The organism is Micromonospora sp. DT178 (assembly GCF_049841695.1).
Taxonomy (GTDB): domain Bacteria; phylum Actinomycetota; class Actinomycetes; order Mycobacteriales; family Micromonosporaceae; genus Micromonospora.
The window spans coordinates 66,125-90,930 of the sequence record NZ_JBNCKV010000005.1; the positions used below are offsets into that span (position 1 = coordinate 66,125).

The 24,806-nt window shown below is 72.7% G+C and carries 24 protein-coding genes and 1 pseudogene; 21 read left to right on the forward strand and 4 right to left on the reverse strand.

Annotated elements, in window-relative coordinates; genetic code table 11:
• The first annotated feature begins 37 nt into the window (after positions 1–37).
• The 5 genes from ACLQ22_RS11105 (at position 38) to ACLQ22_RS11125 (ending at position 3,817) form a co-directional block, all read left to right on the forward strand.
• Complete coding sequence (locus tag ACLQ22_RS11105; protein WP_425692206.1) at positions 38–487, forward strand: NUDIX domain-containing protein; 450 nt, start codon at positions 38–40, stop codon at positions 485–487.
• Complete coding sequence (locus ACLQ22_RS11110; protein WP_425692207.1) at positions 484–1,254, forward strand: hypothetical protein; 771 nt, start codon at positions 484–486, stop codon at positions 1,252–1,254. The genes ACLQ22_RS11105 and ACLQ22_RS11110 overlap by 4 nt, the downstream gene beginning before the upstream one ends.
• A gap of 79 nt (positions 1,255–1,333) precedes the next feature.
• Entirely contained in the window at positions 1,334–2,065 is a 732-nt protein-coding gene (locus tag ACLQ22_RS11115; protein WP_425692208.1) for a sugar phosphate nucleotidyltransferase, read from the forward strand.
• On the forward strand, positions 2,053–3,120 hold the full coding sequence (locus ACLQ22_RS11120; RefSeq protein WP_121397506.1) for an iron-containing alcohol dehydrogenase family protein: 1,068 nt from the start codon (positions 2,053–2,055) through the stop codon (positions 3,118–3,120). Before ACLQ22_RS11115 ends, ACLQ22_RS11120 begins: the two co-directional genes overlap by 13 nt.
• A complete protein-coding gene (locus tag ACLQ22_RS11125; RefSeq protein ID WP_425692209.1) occupies positions 3,095–3,817 on the forward strand; it encodes a CDP-alcohol phosphatidyltransferase family protein in 723 nt (240 codons plus the stop codon). Before ACLQ22_RS11120 ends, ACLQ22_RS11125 begins: the two co-directional genes overlap by 26 nt.
• A gap of 228 nt (positions 3,818–4,045) precedes the next feature.
• On the opposite strand, the gene ACLQ22_RS11130 is transcribed toward ACLQ22_RS11125, so the two are convergent.
• Complete coding sequence (locus ACLQ22_RS11130) at positions 4,046–5,314, reverse strand: glycosyltransferase family 4 protein (RefSeq protein ID WP_425692210.1); 1,269 nt, start codon at positions 5,312–5,314, stop codon at positions 4,046–4,048.
• Positions 5,315–5,394: 80 nt separating this feature from the next.
• On the opposite strand from ACLQ22_RS11130, the gene ACLQ22_RS11135 reads away from it, so the two are divergent.
• The 7 genes from ACLQ22_RS11135 (at position 5,395) to ACLQ22_RS11165 (ending at position 13,248) form a co-directional block, all read left to right on the forward strand.
• Entirely contained in the window at positions 5,395–6,255 is an 861-nt protein-coding gene (locus ACLQ22_RS11135; RefSeq protein ID WP_425692211.1) for an Fpg/Nei family DNA glycosylase, read from the forward strand.
• A gap of 264 nt (positions 6,256–6,519) precedes the next feature.
• A complete protein-coding gene (locus ACLQ22_RS11140) occupies positions 6,520–8,091 on the forward strand; it encodes a sugar transferase (protein ID WP_366641751.1) in 1,572 nt (523 codons plus the stop codon).
• Between the two features lie 39 nt (positions 8,092–8,130).
• Complete coding sequence (locus ACLQ22_RS11145) at positions 8,131–9,381, forward strand: sensor histidine kinase (RefSeq protein WP_425692212.1); 1,251 nt, start codon at positions 8,131–8,133, stop codon at positions 9,379–9,381.
• A gap of 67 nt (positions 9,382–9,448) precedes the next feature.
• Entirely contained in the window at positions 9,449–10,210 is a 762-nt protein-coding gene (locus ACLQ22_RS11150; RefSeq protein ID WP_425692467.1) for a LytR/AlgR family response regulator transcription factor, read from the forward strand.
• Between the two features lie 81 nt (positions 10,211–10,291).
• Positions 10,292–10,942, forward strand: coding sequence for a DUF5701 family protein (locus ACLQ22_RS11155; RefSeq protein ID WP_425692213.1), 651 nt, complete (start codon positions 10,292–10,294; stop codon positions 10,940–10,942).
• Between the two features lie 274 nt (positions 10,943–11,216).
• Entirely contained in the window at positions 11,217–11,606 is a 390-nt protein-coding gene (locus ACLQ22_RS11160; protein ID WP_151455584.1) for a DUF485 domain-containing protein, read from the forward strand.
• Position 11,607: 1 nt separating this feature from the next.
• A complete protein-coding gene (locus ACLQ22_RS11165) occupies positions 11,608–13,248 on the forward strand; it encodes a cation acetate symporter (protein ID WP_425692214.1) in 1,641 nt (546 codons plus the stop codon).
• A gap of 63 nt (positions 13,249–13,311) precedes the next feature.
• On the opposite strand, the gene ACLQ22_RS11170 is transcribed toward ACLQ22_RS11165, so the two are convergent.
• Positions 13,312–14,136: a hypothetical protein gene (locus tag ACLQ22_RS11170; RefSeq protein ID WP_425692215.1), complete on the reverse strand. Its 825-nt coding sequence runs from the start codon at positions 14,134–14,136 to the stop codon at positions 13,312–13,314.
• On the reverse strand, positions 14,129–14,629 hold the full coding sequence (locus tag ACLQ22_RS11175) for a SigE family RNA polymerase sigma factor (protein ID WP_425692216.1): 501 nt from the start codon (positions 14,627–14,629) through the stop codon (positions 14,129–14,131). Before ACLQ22_RS11175 ends, ACLQ22_RS11170 begins: the two co-directional genes overlap by 8 nt.
• A gap of 180 nt (positions 14,630–14,809) precedes the next feature.
• Here ACLQ22_RS11175 and ACLQ22_RS11180 point away from each other — a divergent pair, with 180 nt between their 5' ends.
• From ACLQ22_RS11180 to ACLQ22_RS11195, 4 genes are all read left to right on the forward strand, one after another.
• Positions 14,810–15,574, forward strand: a complete 765-nt coding sequence (locus tag ACLQ22_RS11180; protein WP_425692217.1) for an ABC transporter ATP-binding protein — start codon at positions 14,810–14,812, stop codon at positions 15,572–15,574.
• A complete protein-coding gene (locus tag ACLQ22_RS11185; RefSeq protein WP_425692218.1) occupies positions 15,559–17,259 on the forward strand; it encodes an ABC transporter permease in 1,701 nt (566 codons plus the stop codon). The genes ACLQ22_RS11180 and ACLQ22_RS11185 overlap by 16 nt, the downstream gene beginning before the upstream one ends.
• A 74-nt stretch (positions 17,260–17,333) precedes the next feature.
• Positions 17,334–17,828, forward strand: coding sequence for an SRPBCC family protein (locus tag ACLQ22_RS11190; RefSeq protein WP_311409887.1), 495 nt, complete (start codon positions 17,334–17,336; stop codon positions 17,826–17,828).
• A gap of 117 nt (positions 17,829–17,945) precedes the next feature.
• Positions 17,946–18,371 carry a hypothetical protein gene (locus ACLQ22_RS11195; protein WP_425692219.1) on the forward strand — a complete coding sequence of 142 codons (426 nt, stop codon included), beginning with the start codon at positions 17,946–17,948 and terminating at the stop codon, positions 18,369–18,371.
• Positions 18,372–18,484: 113 nt separating this feature from the next.
• Here ACLQ22_RS11195 and ACLQ22_RS11200 read toward each other — a convergent pair whose 3' ends face one another.
• Positions 18,485–19,315, reverse strand: coding sequence for a M23 family metallopeptidase (locus tag ACLQ22_RS11200; RefSeq protein WP_425692220.1), 831 nt, complete (start codon positions 19,313–19,315; stop codon positions 18,485–18,487).
• A gap of 264 nt (positions 19,316–19,579) precedes the next feature.
• Here ACLQ22_RS11200 and ACLQ22_RS11205 point away from each other — a divergent pair.
• The 5 genes and pseudogenes from ACLQ22_RS11205 to ACLQ22_RS11225 all read left to right on the forward strand — a co-directional run.
• A pseudogene (locus ACLQ22_RS11205) lies at positions 19,580–20,131 on the forward strand (flavin reductase family protein); the annotation flags it as partial.
• A gap of 199 nt (positions 20,132–20,330) precedes the next feature.
• On the forward strand, positions 20,331–20,702 hold the full coding sequence (locus tag ACLQ22_RS11210) for a DUF485 domain-containing protein (protein ID WP_425692221.1): 372 nt from the start codon (positions 20,331–20,333) through the stop codon (positions 20,700–20,702).
• Positions 20,680–22,353 (forward strand): solute symporter family protein, encoded by a 1,674-nt coding sequence (locus ACLQ22_RS11215; RefSeq protein WP_425692222.1) that lies wholly within the window; start codon positions 20,680–20,682, stop codon positions 22,351–22,353. Before ACLQ22_RS11210 ends, ACLQ22_RS11215 begins: the two co-directional genes overlap by 23 nt.
• Positions 22,354–22,442: 89 nt before the next feature.
• A complete protein-coding gene (locus tag ACLQ22_RS11220; protein ID WP_425692223.1) occupies positions 22,443–23,417 on the forward strand; it encodes a UDP-glucuronic acid decarboxylase family protein in 975 nt (324 codons plus the stop codon).
• Positions 23,418–23,493: 76 nt separating this feature from the next.
• Entirely contained in the window at positions 23,494–24,729 is a 1,236-nt protein-coding gene (locus tag ACLQ22_RS11225; RefSeq protein WP_425692224.1) for an LCP family protein, read from the forward strand.
• Positions 24,730–24,806 lie beyond the last annotated feature (77 nt).

Below are 24,806 nucleotides of genomic sequence, written 5' to 3' on the forward strand. Positions count from 1 at the left end.
GTCGCCGGAACGCGCCACCGCTCGCTACTGTCGTGGCGTGTCCACCGAGCCTCTGCGCTGCGCCGGCGCGCTGATCGTCGACGACGACGGTCGACTCTTCATCCAGCGACGGTCTCCCCACCGGCGCATCTTTCCCAACTGCTGGGACATCGTCGGCGGCCATCTGGAGCCCGGCGAGGACTGGATGGACGCGCTGCGCCGGGAGGTGACCGAGGAGACCGGCTGGACGGTGTCGCACGTGCTCGGCCAGGTCGGGGAACACCACTACGTCGCCGACGACGGCCTGGCCCGGATCGAGCGCGACTGGCTGGTCCGGGTCGACGGCGACCTGACCCGGCCGGCGCTGGAGGTGGGCAAGCACACCGAGTTCCGGTGGCTCGCCGCCGACGAGCTGGACCTGCTCGACGAGCACCGCGACGTCAACGACGGCCTCATCCGGCGGATCGCGGACGAAGGCTTCGCCGCCCTGCGTTCGATAGGGCTGTGAACGACACCGTCGAGCTGGCGCCGCACCGGTTCGCCGGCCTGGTCGCCCCGGCGGTCGACCGGGCGTTCGGCGCCGGCATCCTCGCCGGCCGCGACGGCGGCGGCGCCGAGCTGAGCCAGCGGTACGGCGGGCCGGCCGCCACCGGCTTCCTGCTGGAGTTCCGCACCCGCCTCGCGGCGCCGGGCGAGACGGTCGACGAGGCCGGCTTCGCCGCGGTCACCCGCTACCGGGACCCGGTCGAGTGCCGGCGGGCCCTGGACAAGCAGGTGGCGTACGGGATGATCCACCGCAGCCCCGAGGGCGGGCTCTCCGCCACCGAGCGCGGACTGGCCTTCCTGGCCGAGATCTGGCAGGTGCACGCGGAGGTCACCGAGGAACTGTGGGCGGGGCACGAGGACCGGGTGCTGCGGCTGGTGGAGGCGTTCGGCCGGGTGCTCACGTGCGCGCTGGTGCTGGCCGACGAGGAGGGCGCCGAGCCCGGCGCCGCGTTCGCGGCGACCGCGCCGCCGTACGAGCCGGACGGCACGCCGCCCGGCGTGCTGCTGCTGAACCGGCTCGGCACGATGCGCTACCACCGGGCCGACGCGCACGCCGCCGCGTGGACCGCCGCCGGGCACAGCGCGGCGAGCGCCGCCGCCCTGCCGCCCGGCCCGGAGCAGCTCGCCATCGAGCTGGAGACCGACCGGCGGGCCGCCGCCCCGTACGCCGTGCTGAGTGCTCAGGAGCGGCTGGAGGTGCTGGCGGACCTGGCGGCGCTGCCCGGCTGACCCGGTTGGCCGCAGCGGTGCCGCCACGCGGGGCTATCCTCCAGCGGTGACCGGGAGTCGTACGAGGGAGGACGCCTCAATGATCGGGATGGTGCTGGCAGCCGGGGCGGGGCGCCGGCTGCGCCCGTACACCGACACCCTGCCCAAGGCGCTGGTGCCGGTGGACGGCGACACCACCATCCTGGACATCTCGCTGCGCAACCTGGCCGAGGTGGGGCTCACCGACATCGTGATCGTGGTCGGCTACGCCGCCGACGCGGTCGTCTCCCGCCAGGCGGAGCTGGAGAAGAAGTACGGCGTCACGCTCACCCTGGTGCACAACGACAAGGCCGAGGAGTGGAACAACGCCTATTCCCTCTGGCTGGCCCGGGAGCACTTCGCCCGGGGCGTGCTGCTGGTCAACGGCGACACCGTGCACCCGGTCAGCGTGGAGAAGACCCTGCTGGCCGAGCGCGGCCCGGGCATCCTGCTCGCCGTCGACACCATCAAGCCGCTGGCCGAGGAGGAGATGAAGACCACCTTCGACCCCGCCGGCCAGCTCACCCGCATCACGAAGCTGATGGACCCGGGTGAGGCGTACGGGGAGTACATCGGCGCGACGCTGATCGAGCCGCAGGTGGCCGACGCCCTCGCCGACGCGCTGGAGGCGACGTGGCGGCGCGACCCGAACCTCTACTACGAGGACGGCTACCAGGAGTTCTCCGACCGAGGTGGCGAGGTGCGGGCGGCGCCGATCGGCGACGTCCTCTGGGTCGAGGTCGACAACCACGCCGACCTGGCCCGGGCGCGGGAGATCGCGTGCCGCTACTAGCCCGTACGGTCAACACCCCGCTCGTGATCGAGGTCCGGCGCGGTGCGGTGGCCGACCTCGGGCCGCTGCTGGCCGACCGCCGGATCTCGGCCGGCGGGGACGTGGCCGTCGTGGTCGGCCCCGGGCAGGGTGAACGGATCGTCGAGCTGTGCCGGCCGTCGCTCGGCGCGGCCGACGTCTTCACGGTCGTCGGCGGCACCATCGACGCGGCGAACGATCTCGGTGACCGGCTGCGCCGCCGCCACTACGACGCCGTGGTGGGCATCGGCGGCGGCAAGACCATCGACACCGCCAAGTACGCGGCCACCCGCTACGGGATCCCGATGGTGACGGTGGCGACCAGCCTGGCCAACGACGGCATCGCCTCCCCGACCGCCTCGCTCGACCACGAGGGCGGCAAGGGCTCCTACGGGGTGCACATCCCGATCGCGGTCATCGTCGACCTCGACTTCGTGGAGAACGGCCCGGACCGGCAGACCCAGGCCGGCATCGGCGACGCGGTGAGCAACCTGAACGCCTGCGCCGACTGGGAGCTGGCCCACGAGGTACGCGGCGAGCCCATCGACGGGCTCGCGGTGACCCTGGCCAGGACGGGCGCCGAGGCGCTGCTCAACCACCCCGGCAAGATCACCGACGACAGCTTCCTCACCACGCTGGCCGAGGCGCTGATCATGGGCGGCATCGCCAGCTCGGTGTGCGGGTCGACGCGCCCCGCCAGCGGCGGCGACCACGAGATCTCCCACGCGATCGACCGGCTCCACCCCGGCACCGCCGCCCACGGGGAGCAGGTGGGGCTCGGCGCCCTCTTCTGCACGTTCCTGCGGGGCGACACCGACCGGTTCGGCCGGCTCGCCCGCTGCCTGCACCGGCACGGTCTCGCCACCACGCCGGCCGACCTGGGCCTGACCGACGAGCAGTTCGTCGATGCCGTGCAGTTCGCGCCCCGGACCCGGCCGGACCGCTACACGATCCTCGAACACCTGGCGATGTCGCCTACCGAGACGCGGGAGCGGCTGGCAGACTACGCCGGTGCAATCCGCGACCACCTTGGCTGAGCCCCGTCCCACCGTCGCCGACTTCCACCGGGTCAACCGGGGCGGCGGCCTGTTCAGCGAATCGATCAGCCAGTGGCTGGGCGCCGTCTTCGCGCTCGTCGCCCAGCGCCTCGGGCTGCGTCCGACGGCGCTGACCATCGCCAACCTGGTGCTCGGCCTGGCCACCTCGGTCACCGTGGTCGCGCTCGCCGGGCGGGTCGCCGCCGGTGACGTGCCGGCCTGGGCGGTCGGGCTGCTCGCGCTGGTCGGCTGGCAGGTCGCGTACTGCCTGGACTGCGCCGACGGTCAGCTCGCCCGGGTGACCGGGCAGGGCAGCGCCGCCGGCGCCCGCGTCGACGTGCTCTGCGACGTGGCCGCCCAGATCGCCCTGGTCGCCGCCCTGGCGGCGACGGCCGTGGCGCAGGAGCCGTCGACGCCGAGCTGGCTGGTCGCGATCTTCGCCGGCACCTGGATGGTCAACCTGGTCACCTCCGTGATGCAGGCCGGCCCGAACGCCGCCAGCATGATCACCTCGACCTCGCTGCCCGTACGCCTCGTGAAGCTGGTCCGCGACTACGGCGCGGTGATCTTCGCCGCCGGCCTGGTGCTGGCCTTCGTCCCCGCCCTCGTCCTCTGGGTGATGGTCGCGTTCACGATCGTCAACGGCGGCTTCCTGCTCGCCAGCATCGCCTTCTCGGCCCGCGCCTCCCTCCGCTGAGGTGTGACGCCGGAACCACGACTGACCGCACGGGAGATCTTGGTAGGAAAGTGCCCCTCCAGGGGCGCTTCGCTACCAAGATCTCCCGTCATCACGAGGAGCGGAACGGCGTCACCGCCACCCCAAGATCGTCTGTCGATCACCCGTGTCCCGCCCGCGTGTCGCACCGGGTGAGCAGCAAACGATCAAGGAGCTCGGCAGGGGCACACGATGCAGGGGGCGGGGTGGCTAGCGGGGCTGGGCGCGGCGCGAGACGTCCGCGTACACGTCGAGGAGGCGCTTGGTGACCACGTCGGGGTGGAACGTGCGCTCGTAGCGGGCGCGGGCCGCCGGGGCCAGCGTCGCCGCGCCGGCCCGGGCCACCGGCAGGGCGGCGGCCATGGCGGCCGGCTCCGGGGGCACCACCCAGCCCGCCTCGCCCGCCGCCACGCCGGTGGGCAGCGCGACGCGGCCCTCCCCCGGCGCGGCGGAGGCGACGGCGGCCGGGCCGGTGCCGGCGGGTTCGCGCGGGCCGTCCGCCCCGAGCAGGTACGGGATGCCGCCGAGGGCGGTGCCGAGCACCGGCCGGCCGGCGGCCAGCGCCTCGATGATCACCGTGGGCAGCACGTCGTGCCAGGTGGAGGCGGCGATGATCACCGCGCTGGCCTCGATCGCGTCGCGTACCCCGGCGCGGTCCAGCGGCCCGAGGTAGGTCACGTCGGCGCGCTCGGCGGCGGCGGCCTCGGCCAGCGGGCGCAACTCGCCGTCGCCCGCGATGCGCAGCGGGCCGAGCGCCCCGTCCGGGTGCCGGCGCCAGGCGTCCAGCAGCAGGTCCAGCCCCTTCTCCGGGGAGAGCCGGGCCATGTAGAGGAAGCCGTCGCCGAGCGGCGCGGGCGCCCCCGGGTCGGGGATGCCGTTCGGCTTGACCACGATCCGCTCCGCCGGGATGCCGTAGTCGCGCAGGTGGTCGGCGACCGCCGAGGTGAGCGCGACGAACCGGTCCACCGAGCGCCAGGTGCCCCGGTGCACGGCCAGCGTGGTCGCCATCAGGGCGCTCTGCGCCCGCGAGCCCCGGTAGCAGCGGTGCACGATCGCCGGCACCCCCAGGGCCCGGCCCCGGCAGTCCTGGCAGATCATCCCGTCCCGGAAGTAGAGCCCCGAGGAGCAGACCTGACGGTAGTTGTGCACCGTCTGCACCACCGGCACGCCGTGCCGGTGCGCGGTCCGCACGATCCAGGGCGAGATCAGGGGGTACGGGTTGTGCAGGTGCAGCACGTCCGGCCGGTGCTCGGTGATGAGCCGGCTCAGGTCCTCCTGCGCGCGGGGCGCCCAGATCGGCGAGATCGGCAGCAGCGCCTTGGCCGACTTCGACATCGACGGGATCTCGTCCGAGCTACGGATGAACGGCAGCACCTCCACCCCGGCCGCGGTGAGCTGGGCGATCTCCGCGTCGACGATCGTGTTCTCACCGGAGGGCTGAGCCTCCCGGTACCGGTTGTGCGCCACCACGATTCTCACGCAGCTTGCCTTTCGTTCGCGACTGCGGGACTCGCAAGCTCATTCCTCGCGCTCACGGGAAAGAAGGCTACCGTTGGCTGGTGCCCGAACTACCGGAGGTTGAGGCGCTCGCGGAATACCTGCGTGAGCGCGCGGTGGGGCGGCGCGTCGACCGGCTGGAGGTCGCCGCGATCAGCGCCCTGAAGACGTACGACCCGGCGCCGACCGCCGCCGCCGGGCGGACCGTGACGGACGCCCGCCGGCACGGCAAGTTCCTCGACGTGGTGCTCGACGGCGAGCTGCACCTGGTGGTCCACCTGGCCCGGGCGGGCTGGCTGCACTACCGGGAGGCGTTTCCGTCCGCCGCCCCGCTGCGCCCCGGCAAGGGCCCGATCGCGCTGCGGGTACGCCTCGACGACGGCTCGGGCTTCGACCTGACCGAGGCCGGCACCCAGAAGAGCCTCGCCGTCTACCTGGTCACCGACCCGCAGGCGGTGCCCGGGGTGGCCCGGCTCGGCCCCGACGTGCTCGCCGCCGACCTGCCCACCTTCACCGAGCGCATGCGCAGCCGCAAGGGCCAGGTCAAGGGGGTGCTCACCGACCAGACGGTGCTCTCCGGCGTGGGCAACGCGTACTCCGACGAGATCCTGCACGCGGCGAAGCTGTCCCCGTTCGCGCTGACCAACCGGCTGACCGACGACCAGTTGGCGACCCTGCACGCGGCGACGCGGGAGGTGCTCGGCGACGCGGTGCGCCGGTCGGTCGGGCAGAGGGCGGCCGAGCTGAAGGGCGAGAAGCGCTCGGGGCTGAAGGTGCACGCCCGGACGGGGCTGCCCTGCCCGGTCTGCGGCGACGCCGTCCGCGAGGTCTCGTTCGCCGATTCCAGCCTCCAGTACTGCGCGACCTGCCAGACCGGCGGCAAGCCGCTCGCTGACCGCCGGTTGTCGCGGCTCGTACGGTGAGTGACGACACTGCCGACTACGGAACGGAATCGGCCATCCCGCGCCGAAGGTCTGAGTTGCGGCTCTACCGGGCCCGCCATCCATCGGTATAGTGGCTCGGTCCCCGGCTTCTGAAATGGCGCGGAGCCGGCCAGACGCCCGGCGGCACCACACCGGCGCGATGTCCCTCGGGTCAGCGCACGGGTTGGCGCCCGCGTGGGAGACTGGGACGGTGGGCGACCGGGCCCTCACGGTGAGTGAGCGGCTCGTGTCATGCGGGAGGACATGGGTGAGGTGACGACAAGCCTCCAGCGCCCGGTAACCAACACAGGCCGGAGCAAACTCGTGCGGCACGTCGACAGCTTCGAGATCCAGCCGCCGGCACCGCCGTCCCACAACGGCGTACCCCGGTCCGCGTGGGCTCGGGCCCGCCGTCGCGTGTCACGCTGGCACCGCCCCTACATCACACTCCTGCTGCTGCTCGACTTCGCAGCCGCCGCGGTCGCCAGCCTGATCGCCATCGAGACGTTCGACCAGTCGCGGGCGGGCTTCTACAACGCCGAGCAGGACCCGACGTGGTTCCACACGGTGGCGTTCGTGCTCCTGCCGCTCGGCTGGCTCGTCAGCCTCTGGGCCAACCGGGCCTACGACCGGCGCTACCTCGGCCTGGGCCCGGACGAGTACAAGCGGGTGATCCGGGCCGGCGTCGCGGTCGCCGCGACGGTGTCCTTCCTCGCCTTCGCCACCAAGACCGACCTGTCCCGCTACACGGTCGGCACCGCCCTGCTCGCGGCGCTGCTGCTGATCCTGCTCAACCGGATGCTCTGCCGCTTCGTGCTGCACGTGGTCCGGCGCAACATCAGCCAGGCCGGTCACCGGATGGTGCTGATCGGCACCCTGCCGGAGTGCCTGGAGGTCTACACGGCGGTCACCCGCAACCCGGCCGCCGGGCTGATGCCGGTCGCCATCCACATCACCGACGGCTACGCGGCGGCCAAGGGCATCGAGACCCCGGTCCCGGTGTACGCGGGCCGCGACGTCCTCGCCCTCGTCCGCGAGGTCGGCGGCGACACGATCGCGGTCTGCGGCTCGGCGAGCTCCGAGCCGGGCGAGCTGCGCCGGCTGGCCTGGCAGCTGGAGGGTTCGGGCGTCGACCTGGTCGTCGCCCCGCAGCTGACCGACATCGCCGGGCCCCGGGTGCACATCCGGCCGATCGAGGGCCTGCCGCTGCTGCACGTCGAGGAGCCGACCCTCTCCGGCCCGGCGCTGCTGGCCAAGAACCTGATGGACCGGGTGGCCGCCGGGGTCGGCCTGCTGCTGCTGGCCCCCGTCTTCCTCGCCATCGCGATCGCGATCCGGCTCTCCGACCCCGGCCCGGTCTTCTTCCGCCAGCCCCGGGTCGGCCACGAGGGCCGTACCTTCCGGGTCTGGAAGTTCCGCACCATGTACGTGGACGCGGAGGACCGGCTGGCCAGCCTGGTCGACCGGAACGAGACCGACGGCATGCTGTTCAAGATGAAGCAGGACCCCCGGGTCTTCCCGGTGGGCCGCTTCCTGCGGGCCTCGTCGCTGGACGAGCTGCCGCAGCTGATCAACGTGTTGAAGGGCGAGATGTCGCTGGTCGGGCCGCGCCCGCTGCCCGCCGACGACGGCGACTTCCTCGGCGACGTGCGCCGCCGGCTGCTGGTCCGGCCGGGCATGACGGGGCTGTGGCAGGTCTCCGGCCGCTCCGACCTGTCCTGGGACGAGGCGGTCCGGCTCGACCTCTACTACGTCGACAACTGGTCGCTGGCGTACGACCTGAGCATCCTGTGGCGCACCGTCGGGGTGGTGCTCGCCCGCAAGGGCGCGTACTGACCCCTTGGCGTGCGGGCCGGCAGGGGCCAGGATCGCTGCGTGGGTGGCAACCTCTCGGGCGTCTTCGGCGTCGTCTCGCTGATCGCCGCGCTGGGTGCGGCCCTGTTCGCGGTGGTCCGGCTGCGCGCGCGGCGGGGCATCGCCACGGCCACCCAGCGGGCGACGTACGAGGTGCTGCACACCGCCGGGCTGGCCGCCGAGCCGCTGCGCGCGGGCCTGAGCGCCGCGAACGCGGCGAAGGCCGTACGCCATCTGCGGGCGCTGGTGGGGGCGGCCGGGCTGGCGCTGACGGACCGGGAGAGCCTGCTCGCCCTCGACGGGCGGGGTGGGCACCACCACGCGCAACTGGTCGCGGCGGCCCGGCGGGCGGTGGCGACGGGCCGCTCGACGGTCCTCGGCGAGCCGGAGCTGCACTGCGACCGGGTCGACTGCCCGGTACGCGGCGCGGTGGTCGCCCCGCTGACCGGCGCGGACGGGCGCGGGGTCGGGGTGCTGATCGCGGTCGCCGACGGTCAGCCGGAGCCGGGCCTGGTGCAGGCCACCCTGGAGACGGCGCACTGGGCCGGCAACCAGCTCGCCCTGGCCGAGCTGGACTCCTCGCGGGAGCGGCTGGCCCGCGCCGAGGTACGCGCCCTGCGCGCGCAGATCAGCCCGCACTTCATCTACAACGCGCTGACCGCGATCGGCTCGTTCGTCCGCACCGACCCGGACCGGGCCCGGGAGCTGATCCTGGAGTTCGCCGAGTTCACGCGGTACTCGTTCCGGGCGCACGGCGAGTTCACCACGCTGGCCGAGGAGCTGCGCTCGATCGACCGCTACCTGACCATCGAGCGGGCCCGGTTCGGCGACCGGCTCCAGGTGCGCCTCCAGATCGCCCCGGAGGTGCTGCCCGTGACGCTGCCCTTCCTCTGCCTGCAACCGCTGGTGGAGAACGCCGTCCGGCACGGGTTGTCCCGCAAGCCGGGCACGGGCATGGTGAGCATCGAGGCCCGGGACGCGGGCACCGAGTGTCACATCACGGTGGAGGACGACGGAGTGGGGATGGATCCGACCACGCTGACCGCCGGCATCGCCGAGCTGGCCGGCGCCGCCGGGGACCCGGGCGACGCCGCGCTGGCCGGCGTCGGGGACGACCCGGGCCAGCACGTCGGGCTCTCCAACGTCGACGAGCGGCTCCGGTCGGTCTTCGGGGACGGCTTCGGCCTGGTCGTCGAGACGGGCCTCGGCTCGGGTACGAAGGTGAGCATGCGGGTGCCGAAGTTCCACCCGGGCGTACGGGCCGGCTCGTGAGCGCGAGGAGTGAGCCGGGTCTGCGAGCCCCGCAGCCGCGAACGAAGGTGGCACCGTGAGCGCCGTGGTGAGCGCGGCGGGGTTCCTGCGGGTGCTGGCGGTCGACGACGAGCCGCCGGCGCTGGACGAGTTGGCGTACCACCTGCGGGCCGATCCCCGGGTGGCCCGGCTGCACACGGCGGGCGACGCGACGGAGGCGCTGCGGGTGCTCCGCGACGGCGACGTGGACGTGGTCTTCCTCGACATCCGGATGCCCGGCCTGGACGGCATGGAGCTGGCCCGGGTGTTGCGCCGCTTCGCCCGGCCGCCGGCGATCGTGTTCGTCACCGCGTACGACGACGGGGCGGTGGACGCGTTCGACCTGGGCGCCACCGACTACGTCCGCAAGCCCGTACGCGCCGAGCGGCTCGCCGAGTCGCTGCGCCGGGTGATCGGCGCGCGGGTGGTGCCGTCGCACCCGGCGGCGCTGGCCCGGGCGGAGGAGGATCCGACCATCCCCATCGAGTTGGCCGGCACCACGCGGATGCTGCCCCGCTCGGCGGTGCGGTGGGTGGAGGCGCAGGGCGACTACGCGCGGCTGCACACCGCCGACGGCTCGCACCTGGTCCGGGTGTCGCTGGCGACCCTCGCGGAGCGCTGGGCGGACGCCGGATTCGTCCGGATCCACCGGTCGTACCTGGTGCAGCTCAAGCTGATCGCCGAACTGCGGCTGGTGAACTCGGGGTACGTGGTGGTGGTCGACTCGGCGGAGCTGCCGGTCAGCCGCCGGCACACCCGCGAGCTGAAGGACAAGCTGGTCCGCGCGGCGAAGCAGGACTGGAACCGCTGACCCCGAATTTCTTCGCGGGTCGGGAATACGTGCGCTTCGTCGTACGCTGTACGGTACTCCGTACGACAATTGGAGGCCGCCTTGTCCGACGCCGCGACCGAATTCGACCGCCAGCTCGACCGGCTGGTGGAGCTGGGCTACCCGGCCCTCGCCGAGCTGACCGAGGACGCCTTCCGTGACCTCGTCGCGCCGCTGCGCGCGGCGGCCGTCGCCGGGGCTGCCGGCCTGCCCGCCCCGACCGAGGCACGGGTGCCCTTCCTCCTGGTGATCACCCGCGACCTGGTGCCGGTGGAGGAGCGCGTCGCGCTGACCACCCTGGCCGGCAAGCGGAAGCCGGGCATCGTCGACCGGCACTACGCCGATGGCGACCTGCCGAAGTTCGACCCGATCAAGGAGCTGGAGGTGCCGGCCGGGCCGGCGTACCTGCTCTTCGACGTCGACCGGGGCGAGGAGACGCTGAACCTGGCGCCCGCCGCCGCCATGGAGGTGATCACCGGCCAGGGCCGGCTGCCGCTCACCATCGACGAGGGCCTCGCCTTCGTCACCCTGCACCCGGAGGCGCTGGCGAAGAACAAGTGCTTCTCGCTGGTCGGCTCCCGCTGCGGCGACAAGCGGGTGCCGGCGCTCTGGATCAGCCAGAACGCGCCGAAGCTCGGCTGGTGCTGGTACGGCAACCCGCACACCTGGCTCGGCTCCGCCTCCGCCCGCCCGGAGCGCATCGGCCTGCCCTGAGCGGTCGCGGGGACGGCCGGGGAGCTGACGCCCCGGCCGTCCGGCCGGAACGTCCACGAAGTTATCCACAGGGGTAACCCGTTCTCCACAGGTTGTCCACAGCCCGGTGTGGACGGCTCCGCCCGGGCCGGCCGGCAGCGGGCGCGACGCCTACGGGAGCCCTTGACAATCGCGGCGATCGGGCGAGACTGCCGGGGTGGCCGCTGCCGACGATCCCGTCCCCGCGCCCCGGCAGGGCGGGTCCGCAGCGCCCGGGCACGCGGGCCGGCCCGGGGTGCCGGGGCGGCCCACGCCACCCCAGCCCCGGACCCGGATCGTGCTGGCCGAGGTGTCCCGCCGCGAGGACCGGGCGGAACGCACCCGCGCCGAGCTGGCCCAGCAGACCCGGGTCGGCGACGCGCTCGTCCGGGGGCTGGTCCGCGCCCAGTTCGCGCTGGCCCTGCGGCTCTCCCTGGTGGTGGCGATCGGGCTCGGCGGGCTGCCGTGGCTCTTCGCCGTCGCGCCCGCCGTCGGCCGGGTCACCGTGCTCGGCGTCAACCTGCCCTGGCTGCTGCTCGGGGTGGCGTCGTTCCCGTTCCTGATCGCCGTCGGGTGGGCGTACGTGCGGCTGGCCGAGCGCAACGAGCAGGACTTCACCGACCTGGTCCAGCGGCCGGAGCGCTGAGGTGGGCAACGGCTTCGTCGTACCGGCCATCGTGGCGGTCACCCTGGTCACCGTCGGCATCGGCTTCTACGGGCTGCGGCTGGCGCGTACCACCTCCGACTTCCTGGTCGCCTCGCGGGCGATCAGCCCGACCTGGAACGCCGCCGCGATCGGCGGGGAGTACCTGTCGGCGGCGAGCTTCCTCGGGGTCGCCGGGCTGATCCTCAAGTACGGCGTCGACGTGCTCTGGTACCCCGTCGGCTTCGCCGCCGGCTACCTCGCCCTGCTGCTGTTCGTGGCCGCCCCGCTGCGCCGCTCCGGCGCGTTCACTCTGCCGGACTTCTGCGAGCTGCGGCTCGGGTCACGCCGGCTGCGTACCCTGGCCACCGCCTTCGTGATCTTCATCGGCTGGCTCTACCTCGTGCCGCAGCTCCAGGGGGCGGGGCTGACGCTGGCCACGGTGACCGGCTCGCCGTACCCGTTGGGGGCCCTGCTGGTGGCCGTGGTGGTCACCGCGAACGTCGCGCTCGGCGGCATGCGCGCGATCACCTTCGTCCAGGCCTTCCAGTACTGGCTGAAGCTGACCGCGCTCGCCGTACCGGCGATCTTCCTGGCGTTGCAGTGGCAGGCCGACGCCCGCCCGGCGGTGACCCCGCCCGACGGACCGGCGTTCCGGACCGCGACCACCGTCGTGGTCGAGCACCGCGCGACCCTCACCCTCCCCGACGGTCGGATCGTCGAGGTACGCCCCGGCGACGAGCTGTCCTTCGCCGCCGGCGACCCGGTGCCGGAGGTGTCGGGGGTGGCCACGGACGCCGCCGACTGGCTGCTGCCCAGCGCCGCCGGGGACGACGACCGGGGCCTGTTCGCCACCTACTCGCTGATCCTGGCGACGTTCCTCGGCACCATGGGGCTGCCACACGTGCTGGTCCGCTTCTACACCAACCCCGACGGCGCCGCCGCCCGCCGCACCACGCTGGTCGTGCTCGCCCTGGTCGGGGCGTTCTACCTGCTACCCACCATCTACGGGGTGCTGGGCCGGATCTACACCCCGCAGCTGCTGCTGAGCGGGCAGACCGACGCGGTGGTGGTGTTGCTGCCCGGCGCCGCGCTCGGCGACGGCACGGTCGGCCGGATGCTCGCCGCGCTGGTCGCGGCCGGCGCGTTCGCGGCCTTCCTCTCCACCTCCTCCGGGCTGCTCACCAGCGTCGCGGGGGTCATCTCCACGGACGTGCTGGGGCGCGGCTCGGTACGCGGCTTCCGGCTCGCCACGGTGATCGCCGGAGCCGTGCCGACGGTCCTCGCGCTAAACCTCGCCGGGCTGGACGTGTCCCAGGTCGTCGGGCTGGCCTTCGCGGTCGCCGCGTCCAGCTTCTGCCCCCTGCTGGTGCTCGGCATCTGGTGGCGGGGCCTGACCGACCTCGGCGCCGCCGCCGGGATCCTGGTCGGCGGCGGCGCGGCGGTCGGGGCGGTGCTGGTCACGGTGCTCGGCCCGCCGCTGTCCGGCTGGCCGGCCACGCTCACCGCGCAGCCGGCCGCCTGGACGGTGCCGCTCGCCTTCGCCGTAATGGTGGCGGTCTCGATGGCGACCCGCCGCCGGGCGCCGGCCGACGTCGGCGCCACCATGCTCCGCCTGCACGCCCCGGAGGCGCTGCGGCTGTGAGGAGGGGCCCGCGCCGTCACGCGCGGTGCGGGAAGGGCCCCTCCCGACGGACGATCCGGCCGTTCAGCAGGCTTCGGTGCCGGCGCAGAGCCGCTCGGCCACCCGTTGCGCGATCCGCCGCGCCTCGGCCGGATCCTCCTCGCCCTTCAGCCAGACCTCCGCGATCAGGTCGCCCCGCCGGACCAGGAGCCAGCGGCTCGGCGTGCCGTCGCCGGTCGCAGCGACCAGGAGCGACTCGTCCCCGGCGAAGCCCGAGTCGACGATCGCCAGCGACTGCTCCGGATCGTGGGGCCGGCAGCCCGTCACCAGCCGGCGCGCCCGGTCCATGGTCACCTCCGCGTCCTCCGACGCGTAGCGCCTCACCCGCTCGACGACCGCCTCCTCGGGGGCCGCCCGGAAGGCCGCGCCCCGCTCGGCCTGTTTCCTGACGGTCAGCGGGGGCGCCCCGTTGCGACAGCGCGTGGAGGCTGCGTCGAGGGACCAGTCGCCGTCGGTCCAGGGCACCTTCCGGAAACCGTCGGGCAGGTCCCCCGCCCCGAGCAGGGCGGCCGGCGGGACCTCCCGGCTCGTGGGGCCCGCGGGCCCGGACGCCGGAGACTCGGACGTCGCGCCCTCCGTCGGGGTCGGGGAGGAGGCGGAGGTCGGGGTGGCCGGGGGCGTCGGGGTCGGCGCGCCGGTGGCGGGCGGGAGAGGCGGTGCCGCGTCCCGACCGTCGGCGAGGACCGCCGCGCCGGTGGCGACCGCGGCCACGGCCACGACCGTCGACAGGGTCGCCGCGGCCCGGGTACGCAGGGTGCGCTGCCGGCCGCGCCGGCGGACCTGCTCGACCGGCGCCCAGGTCAGGTTCTCGGTGTCGCGGTACAGGTCGGTGAAGGGTTGATCAGGCATTGCTGACCTCCTCGGGGAGGGTGGTGTCGAGCAGGGCGGCGAGAGCCTTGCGACCCCGGGCGAGGCGGGCCTTCACGGTGCCGATCGGGGTGTTCGTCTGCGTCGCGATGTCGGCGACCGAGAGGTCGGCCAGGTGGTGCAGGACGATCGCCTGCCGCTGTTCCGCCGGTAGCTGCCGCAGCGCCGCCACCAGGGCGACCGTGTTCTCCGAGGGCGGCCCGACCGTGGGGACCGGACCGTGCCGGCGGTAGGCGGTGATCCCGTTACGGATCTTGCGCCACCGGTTGACGAGGAGCCGGTAGCCCACGGTGCGGACCCACGCCTCGGGGTCGCCGTACCCGCCGACCAGCCGCCAGCGCTGCCAGGCCCGCACGTACGCCTCCTGCGCCGCGTCCTGCGCCTCGCTGAGGTCGCCGCTCAGCGCGTACAGCACGGTGACGATCCGGTGTCTGGTGGTGCGGTAGAACTCCTCGAAGCCGTCGTCCGGTTGCAATGTCCCTCCTCGTCGCGATCCTGCCCTCTGGTCACCCCGCAGCGGGGCGACGGGTTGCAGCGGGTCCGGTGCCGGCGGTCGAACACTCCGCCGGTGGGGAACGCGGGTCCGACTCGGGGATGACCGGGGATCATCCTGCGGCCGGAGCAACGGCTGGTCGCGGCCGGATACGGTCGACGCATGACTGCTGAGCACCCGGCGCTCTCCCTGCGTGGCCTGGCGAAACACTTCGACGGCAAGGTCGCCGTCGCCGGTGTCGACCTCGACGTGCCGGCCGGCTCCTTCTACGGCCTGCTCGGCCCGAACGGCGCGGGCAAGACCACCACCCTGTCGATGGCGGTCGGGCTGCTCCGGCCGGACGCCGGCGACGCCCGGGTGCTCGGTCACGACGTCTGGGCCGACCCGGTGCAGGCGAAGCAGCTGCTCGGCGTGATGCCCGACGGCGTACGGCTCTTCGACCGGCTCAGCGGCGCGGAGCTGCTCGCGTACCACGGTCTGCTGCGGGGGATGGACCCGGCGGTGGTCGACCAGCGGGCGGCGGAGCTGCTGGACGTGCTCGCGCTCGGCGACGCCGGCCGGACCCTGGTGGTCGACTACTCGGCGGGCATGAAGAAGAAGATCGGGCTGGCCTGTGCGCTGCTGCACGGGCCCCGGCTGCTGGTGCTGGACGAGCCCTTCGAGGCGGTCGACCCGGTGTCGGCCGCGCTGATCCGGGACATCCTGCACCGGTACGTGACCGGGGGCGGCACCGTCGTCTTCTCCAGCCACGTGATGGAGGTCGTCGAGCGGCTCTGCTCGCACGTGGCGATCCTGGCGGCGGGCACCATCAAACGGGTCGGCCCCATCGACGAGGTACGCGGCGGCCGCTCGCTGGAGCAGGCCTTCGTCGAGGTGGTCGGCGGCCGTACGGCGACCGGCGAGGAGTTGGCGTGGCTGTCGCGGTGACCGAACCGACCGTCTCCGCCCAGCCCGTCCGGAAGGTCTCCGCCCGGCACTTCGTCCGGCTCAAACTGCGGGTGATGGGCAACAACTTCCGGGGTCAGGGCTGGCGGGTCGCCCTCTTCGTGGGCGGCGCGGTGGCCGGGCTCTGGTTCGCCGGCACCGGCTTCTTCCTCTTCGCCGCGCCCGGCCTGGCCGACGAGAGCCGCTACGCGCTGATGGTCGCCGCCTTCGGCGGTGGCCTGACGGTGCTCGGCTGGCTGCTGCTGCCGCTGGTCTTCTTCGGGGTGGACGAGACGCTGGACCCGGCCCGGTTCGCGCTGCTCCCACTGCCCCGCCGCACGCTCGTCACCGGGCTGTTCGCCGCCGCCTTCGTCAGCGTCCCCACCATCTCGGTGCTGCTGGCCCTGTGCGGGCTGGTGGTCACCGCCGGAGCGCTGGGCGGCTGGTCGGCCGCCGCGGTCGCCCTCGTCGGGGTGGTCGCCGGGCTGCTGCTCTGCGTCGCGGCGGCCCGGGCGGTGACCAGCGCCTTCGCCACGGCGCTGCGGTCCCGCCGGGTCCGCGACCTGGCCGCCGTGCTGCTCGCCGTGCTCGCCGCGCTGCTCGGGCCGTTGCAGCTCCTGGGCGTCGCCGCCCTCTCCGACGCCGACTGGGACCGCCTCGACGGGGTGGCCGAGGTGGTCGGCTGGACCCCGTTCGGCGCGCCCTGGACGGCCGGCATCGACGTGGCCGAGGGCCGTCTCTGGGCCGCGCCGGTGAAGCTGCTGATCACGGCGGTGACGATCGTCGCGCTGCTGGCCTGGTGGTCCCGCTCGCTCGAGTCCGCGATGGTGGGCACGGCCAGTGCCGGACCGGCCCGCGCCCAGCGCGGCGCGACCGGCGGAGCGGTCGCCCAGCTCTTCCCGAGGGCCGTCGGCTGGGCCCGGCGGGACCGGTTCGGCGCCCTCGTCGCCCGGGAGGCCCGCTACTGGTGGCGGGACGCCCGACGCCGGGCCAACCTGATCACCGTCGCGGTCGTCGGTCTCTTCGTACCGGTCATGGTCAACGTGGGTGGCTCGGGCTTCACCATCGACAGCGCCGAGGGGTTCAACGCCAGTCTCGACCCGTCCCCGGTGCTGTCCAGCCTGTCGATGCTCTTCGTCGGGCTGCTCGCCGCCGTCACCCTGGCCAACCAGTTCGGCTTCGACGGCAGCGCGTACGCGGCGAACGTGGTCGCGGGCGTCTCCGGCCAGCAGGAGCTGCGCGCCCGGATGGCCGCGTTCTCGCTCTACGTCCTGCCGATGCTGGCGGTGATCTCCGTGGTCGTCGCGGTGGTCGTCGGCGAGCCCGGCTGGATCGGGCTGATGGCGGGCACCCTGTTCGCCACGTACGGCGCGGGGCTGGCGGTGAACTGCTTCGTCTCGGTGCTCGGGGCGTACTCGCTGCCGGAGACGAGCAACCCGTTCGCGTTGAACACCGGCGCCGGGATCGCGAAGAGCTTCCTCACCCTGCTGGCGATGGTCGCCACCGCGGTGGCGGCGGTGCCGATGGTGGTGGCCGCCGGGCTGCTCGGCGACGCCTGGCTCTGGCTGGCCCTGCCGCTCGGGGCGGCGTACGGCCTGGGGGCGGCGCTGCTCGGCGCGTACCTGGCCGGTGACGTGCTGGACCGCCGGATGCCGGAGCTGCTCGCCACGGTGACCCCGCGCCGCTGACGGCGGGCCGGGCGCGGAAGGCGGGCCGGCGCACGTCGGACGCGGTGGTTGCCGATCGGCGGCACAATGGCCTGATGCCCGTCGTCGAAGCGGTGATCACCGTGCCGGTCCCGCCCGAACTGGCCTTCGCGGTCTCCCAGACCACCGCGCCCGTGCGCTACCGGTGGGACCCGTTCGTCCGCGAGCAGCACTTCACCGACGGGGCGACCCGGCCCGGCAAGGGGGTGCGGACCTTCACCCGGTCCCGGCACGGCCTGGCGATGGTCAGCGAGTACGTCTCCTGGGCCCCGCCGAGCCACGTCGGGATGAAGATGGTGCGCGGGCCGTGGTTCTTCGAGATGTTCGCCGGCGGCTGGCGGTTCGCGCCCGCCCCGGAGCCCGGCCACGCGATCGCCACCTGGCGCTACAGCTTCCGCTGCCGGCCCGCGTTCCTCCGCCCGGTCGCGGACCGGATCGGATCCTGGCTGCTCGGCCGCGACATCCGCCGCCGGATCGCCGGTTACGCCGCCGGCTGCACGGACCCGGAGGTGCTGGCCGCCGCCCGACGTTCACTCGCCGCCGACGACTGACCCCTCCAGCGGTACGCGCACCCCGCGGGACCTCACCGCCGCGCGATCACCGTGCTCGGCGGGCGGCTGCGGCAAAGGGAGCGCTGTGCCGTGGATCAGTGCCGGTAGGGTCGGCGGGTGAGCAGATCGTCCGGACGCACCGCGAACTTCCGCACCCTGTACCACGGGCAGGCCACAGCTGTCGGCGCATCGAGTTACGGCCTTTTTCTGATCCGCCGATCAGGGTCATGGGCGCAGCACTGGGCATCGATCAATGCGGGAAGGCAGCCCGTCCCGCCGCCGCCGCTGGTAGATCTCACCCGTGAGACGGTCATCATGCTCTCGGTAGGGACCCGCGCTGTTCTGGGCTACGACGTCACGATCGAAGACGTCACCGTGCGGGAAACGACTCTGGTGGTGACCGGCGTCGAGAGGCGCCCCGTAGGTGGCGTGACACTGGACATGATGTGTTCACCGGTGCACATAGTGGCGGCGCGATTCGGACCCCAGACGTTTGAGGACATGCTGCTGAACCTGCACATCAAGCCTGCTGAAACCACTTGATCCAGTGATGTGGACGGCCACGAAACGGCCTCACTCACCAGGTCGGCCTGCTCGAGATCCAATTCTGTGAATCCGCGCCACGGGTTTCCCCGCCGACGACGCGCCCGGCCACATCAACCGATGCCGTCGACCGCGGCCCTGAGCGCATTGATCGACGGATCCCAGCTGAAGTTCAGGACGGGGAGGCCGGAAGCGGCGGCATTGCTGTCGCCACCGAGGACCACTGCCCGCGGCTTACCGGTGCCCTGGGGGACGACGAGGTACCAGTTACCCTTCACGTTCGCGATGAACACTTCATCTACCTCCTGGTCGGGCGGGTTCGGGTTGGCGACGTCTCCGACGTAGTTCTCGAAATCCACCGTCGTGCGGAAATCCGTCGGACTGCCGGTGTTCAGCCAGAGACTCGTATGCACATGCGGTCCGACACCGTAGTCACTGCCGTTCGCCGAGGCGCCGGAGTACGCGATCGTCTGGCCTCGCGACACACGTTGACCGGTTGAGACGGCGATCCTCGACAAGTGCAGGTGCCGGGTGTAATTGCCATCGTCATGGGCCATCCCCACGACGCGCCCGGTCGCGGTAGAGGTGTCGGTCTTCACGTAACGGATCGTGCCGTTCGCCGCGGCCATGACGGGAGTACCGGTTCCGACCGCATAGTCGGTGCCCGGCTCACCCGAGGGCGGCATCCGGTTCCGGTGGTCCTGCCAAGAACTCGAAATCCGAACATTGCCGCACGGCCTTTGATAGCTGCCGGCGGCCTGAGCGGAGCCGGGCAGCAGAGCAAAGGCGGCCGACACCCCTGATGCCGCCAACGCGGCGCTTGTGATGAACCCCCGACGCGAAAGCCCCCGCAGATAGGCGATGCCACCGAGATCCTTGGGCCGCAGATCGCCGTGGCTGGCATTCTGAGAAGGGTCAGGGCCAGGCTCCTCGCTGAGGATCATCGATGCAACTTAAGGCCACTTCCGTTGAAGGGCAAGGGTTTCTCCACGATCGCTTTTGGAAGTCGCGCGAGTCCTCTCCGTGAGGTAGCCAGGCCAGGCGCGCGTCGCCGTAGGTCACGTCGCGCAGGTATCGCGGACTGCGCCGGACGCCTGATCTGGCCTCGCCCGCCCTGCCCGGCGCCGTGCGCGTCGACCGCCGCACGGCAGACCAGGACCGGACGCGCCGGAGCTGAGAAGAGCGGCCACCACGCGGTCCGGGCCCGTCGGGGCGGGGCAGGCCCCACAATGTTTCACGTGAATCAAGAGCCGGGCGCCGAGATCCACCACATCGACCCGTTCGCCGTGCCCGCCGACCAACGCTCGCCCGTACGCCGGTTGCGGGGTCGACTGGCGTCGCCGGTGACGCTCTGGACGGCGCCGGAGCCGGCGGGCCTGACGGTCTCCTCGACGCTGGTCGCGGAGGGCGAGCCGGACCGGCTGCTCGGCCTGGTCGACCCGGAGTCCGACCTGTGGGCGGCGGTCGAGTCCGCCGGCCGCTTCGCGGTGGCCCCGCTGAGCCCGTCGCACCGGCAGCTCGCCGACCGGTTCGCGGGCCTCTTCCCGTCCCCCGGTGGCCTGTTCGCCACCGGCGCGTGGACCGACACCCCCTACGGTCCGGTGCCGGCCGACGCCGGCGGCTGGGCGGGATGCCGGCTAGACACCGCCCGCGAGTACGGCTGGGGCCTGCTGGTGGAGGCCACCATCGAGGCCGTCGAGCTGGTCGGGGAGACGGACCCGCTGCTGCACTACCGGGGCCGGTACCGCGAGCTGACCTGACAACCGGCGACCGGGCGACCGCTCGGCCCACCCGGGCCGCGCCCGTGACCGGTGAACGGAGTGAGCTGCGTCACTCGGCGCAGCCACCGTGCCGTTCGGCGCAGCCGCCGACCGGCGTCGATCTCGCCCTTCCCCGGCGGGGAGCGCGCTTTCTACCGTGCGCGAAACTCCCCACGCCTGTGAAGGTGGTGATCCACAAATGTCCACGGACACACCCCCGTCCGCGCCGTCGACCTCGGCGGCGGACCGGTACCTGGCCGTACAGCGGTCGGACGAGTTCGCCGGGTTGCGGCGCACGCTGCGCGGCTTCATCTTCCCGATGACCGTCGCGTTCTTCCTGTGGTACGCGCTCTACGTGATCCTGTCCGCGTACGCGCGGGACTTCATGGGCACGAAGCTCTTCGGCAGCAACATCAACGTCGCCCTCGTCTTCGGCCTGCTCCAGTTCGTCTCCACGTTCCTCATCGCCTGGCTCTACGCGCGGTTCGCCGACCGGAAGATCGACCCGGTCGCCGACCGGATCCGCGCCGAGATGGGGGAGGTGGGCCATGAACACGGTCCTCGCGGCTGAGGCGGGCGACACCACCGCCCGCAATCTCACCATCGCCCTGTTCCTGGTCTTCGTGGCGGTGACCCTGGTCATCACCATCTGGGCCAGCCGGCAGACCAAGACGGCCACCGACTTCTACGCCGGCGGGCGCTCCTTCTCCGGGTTCCAGAACGGCATGGCGATCGGCGGCGACTACATGTCGGCCGCGTCGTTCCTCGGCATCGCCGGCATGATCGCCCTTTACGGCTACGACGGCTTCCTCTACTCCATCGGATTCCTGGTCGCCTGGCTGGTCGCGCTGCTGCTCGTCGCCGAACTGCTGCGCAACTCCGGCCGCTACACGATGGCCGACGTGCTGGCCTTCCGGATGCGCCAGCGCCCGGTGCGGACCGCCGCAGCCGTCTCCACCATCACCGTGTCGATCTTCTACCTGCTGGCGCAGATGGTCGGCGCGGGCGCGCTGGTCGCGCTGCTGCTCGGCATCAAGCCTGGCACCACGTTCCTCGGCATGGACGCCGACACCGCGAAGGTCGCCACCATCATCATGGTGGGCGCCCTGATGATCATCTATGTCACGGTGGGCGGCATGAAGGGCACCACCTACGTGCAGATCGTCAAGGCGTTCCTGCTGATGGGTGGCGCCCTCGTGATGACCCTGCTGGTGCTGGCGCACTACAAGTTCAACCTTTCCGCCCTGCTCGGCGACGCGGCGGCCGCATCGGGCAAGGGAGAGAGCTTCCTCAAGCCGGGCGGGCGGTACGGCGTGGAGGTGGCCGGCAACCCGACGCAGACCTTCTACAACAAGATGGACCTGCTGTCGCTCGGCATCGCGCTGGTGCTCGGCACCGCCGGCCTGCCGCACATCCTGATCCGCTTCTACACCGTCCCGACGGCCAAGGCGGCCCGCAAGAGCGTGCTCTGGGCCATCGGCATCATCGGCACCTTCTACCTGCTCACCCTGGCCCTCGGCTTCGGCGCGGCGGCGCTGGTCGGCAGCGAGGCGATCACCGCTCAGGACAAGGCCGGCAACACGGCCGCGCCGCAGCTCGCCGAGGCGCTCGGCATCGACTTCCTCGGCGGCGACCTGGGCGGCGCCACTCTGCTCGCGATCATCGCGGCGGTCGCCTTCGCCACGATCCTGGCCGTGGTGGCCGGCCTGACCCTGGCCTCCTCGTCCAGCCTGGCGCACGACTTCTACGCCAACGTGATCAAGGACGGGACGGCGTCGGAGCGGCAGGAGGTCAGGGTCGCCCGGGTCTCCGCCCTGGTGATCGGCGCGATCTCGATCGTGCTGTCGATCTACGCGCAGAACCTGAACGTGGCCTTCCTGGTGGCGCTGGCCTTCGCGGTGGCCGCCTCCGGCAACCTGCCGGCGATCCTCTACAGCCTGTTCTGGCGGCGGTTCAACACCTCGGGCGCCGTGTGGGCCATCTACGGCGGCCTGCTCTCCGCCGTACTGCTGGTGTTCTTCTCGCCGGTGGTCTCCGGCGCGCCCACCTCGATGTTCCCCGAGCAGGACTGGCAGTGGTTCCCGCTGTCCAACCCGGGCATCCTGTCCATCCCGTTCGGCTTCCTGTGCGGGTGGATCGGCACCGTGATCTCCAAGGAACACGACGAGGAGAAGTACGCGGAGCTGGAGGTGCGTTCCGTCACCGGCGCCGGCGCCCACTGACGGGCCGGCAGTGCGCGGAAGGGGCCCTCGGCGACGCGGGCCCCTTCCTTGCGCCGGGGCGGCCTGGAGCACTCGGTAGGCTGACCGGCATGAACGCTGTTGCCCGCTTCGGACCCGGTCACCGCATCCTCGTCACGGGCGGCGCCGGCTTCGTACCGTCGCACCTGGTGGACGCCCTGATCGCTCGCGGCTGCACCGTGGTCGCGCTCGACAACTTCGTCACCGGGTCGAAGGAGAACGTCGCCCACCTGCTGGACGAGCCGAACTTCACCCTGGTCGAGGCCGACATCTCGGACGGCCTGCCGACCCACCCGGCGCTGGCCGAGCGGTTCGACGCCATCCTGCACATGGCCTCGCCGGCGAGCCCGACCGACTTCGAGAAGCTGCCGGTGGAGATCCTCCGCGTCGGCTCGGTGGCCACCCTGCACCTGCTGGACCGCGCGGTCGCCGACGGCGCCCGCTTCCTGATGGCCTCCACCTCCGAGGCGTACGGGGACCCGAAGGAGCACCCGCAGCCCGAGTCGTACTGGGGCAACGTCAACCCGATCGGCATCCGCAGCGTCTACGACGAGGCGAAGCGCTTCTCCGAGGCGGCCACCATGGCCTACCACCGCAGCCGCGGGCTGGACACCGCCATCGTCCGGATCTTCAACACGTACGGCCCGCGGATGCGCCCGGACGACGGCCGGGCCATCCCGACCTTCATCTCCCAGGCGCTGCGCGACGAGCCGATCACCGTGCACGGCACCGGCAACCAGACCCGGTCGATCTGTTACGTCTCCGACCTGGTGCACGGCATCCTGCTGCTGCTCGACTCCCGCGAGACGGGGCCGATCAACTGCGGCACCGAGCACGAGATGAGCATGCGGCAGCTGGCCGAGACGATCGTGTCGCTCACCGGCAGCAGCTCCGAGGTGACCTACATCACGCGCAGCGCCGACGACCCGGAGATGCGCCGTCCGGACCTGACCCTCGCCCGCGAGCTGCTCGGATACGAGCCGACCGTGGCGCCCGAGGACGGCCTGCGCCGGACCATCGAGTACTTCCGCGAGCGGATGGTCTAGCGGGCGTGCCGCCGCCGGCGCACACGTCGGCGGCGCTACGGGGCGACAGTGGCCGCGCGTACGTACCCTGAGTTACATGTCAGCGACCATGCCCGCCGGAGTTCCACTCCCGCACCTGCACCGCAGCGCCGGGCGCGCCTCGGTGCCCGGCCCCGGCCGGGACGCCGGACGCGCCCGGCCGGCCGAGGCCCGCTGGTCCCCGGCGGCGGACGAGCCACGCGCCGGCGGCCCGCCCGGTCCCGCGGGACCGGGCGGGCCGGCCGGCCCGGGCGGACCGGGTGGACCTGACCGGCCGGGCCGGCGCGGCGTCCGCCCCCGGTGGGGCCGGATCGCCCTGGTGGCCGGCGTGGCCGTGCTGGTGCTCGCGCTGCTCGGCGGGGCGGGCGCCTGGTTCTACGCCCGCGGCCTCAACGACGACCTGGCCCGCACCGACCCGTTCTCCGAGATCACCGGGGGCCGCCCGGCCAAGGCGGTGGACGGCGCCCTGAACATCCTGCTGGTGGGCAGCGACTCCCGGGACCCGGACGCCCCGGTGGACAAGTCCAGCAAGTGGCGGGCCGACACGATCATCGTGATGCACATCCCGTCGGACCACCAGAAGGCCTACCTGGTCTCCATCCCCCGCGACCTCTACGTGCCGATCCCGGAGGGCGCCAACGCGGACTGCGGCACCGGGCAGCGGGGGAAGATCAACGCTGCCTTCGCCTTCGGTGGGCTGCCGCTGGCCGTCCGGACGGTGGAGTGCTTCACCGACGTGCGGCTCGACCACGTGATGGCGATCGACTTCGCCGGCTTCAAGCAGGTCACCGACGCCCTCGGCGGCGTCGACCTGAAGGTCGAGCGCACCATCACCTCGATCCACAAGCCGTACCGGACGTTCACCAAGGGCACCAACCACATGGACGGCGCCGAGGCGCTGGACTGGATCCGGCAGCGCAAGCAGTTCCCGGACGGCGACTTCGCCCGGATGCGGCACCAGCAGGAGTTCCTCCGCGCCCTGATGGACAAGGCGGCGAGCACGGGCACGCTGACCAATCCGAAGAAACTGAACGACTTCCTGAAGTCGGTCACCGCCGCGGTCACCGTCGACCAGAGCTTCTCGCTGGTCGACATGGGGGTCCAGTTCCGCAACCTGCGCGGCGAGAACCTCACCTTCGTGACCAGCCCGCACGTCGGCAGCCAGACCATCAACGGGGAGTCGGTGGTGGTGTCGGACAAGGAAAAGGCGCTGACCATGTACAAGGCGATGTCGGCCGACACCATGACGGCCTGGGTCGAGGCCAACCAGAAGAAGGACGGCACCGGAAACTGACCAGCCCCGCCGGCCGGCCCTCCCGTGATCGACAAACGTCATCACGATTCGGAGGGCCGGCCGACCGCTTCCTGTGA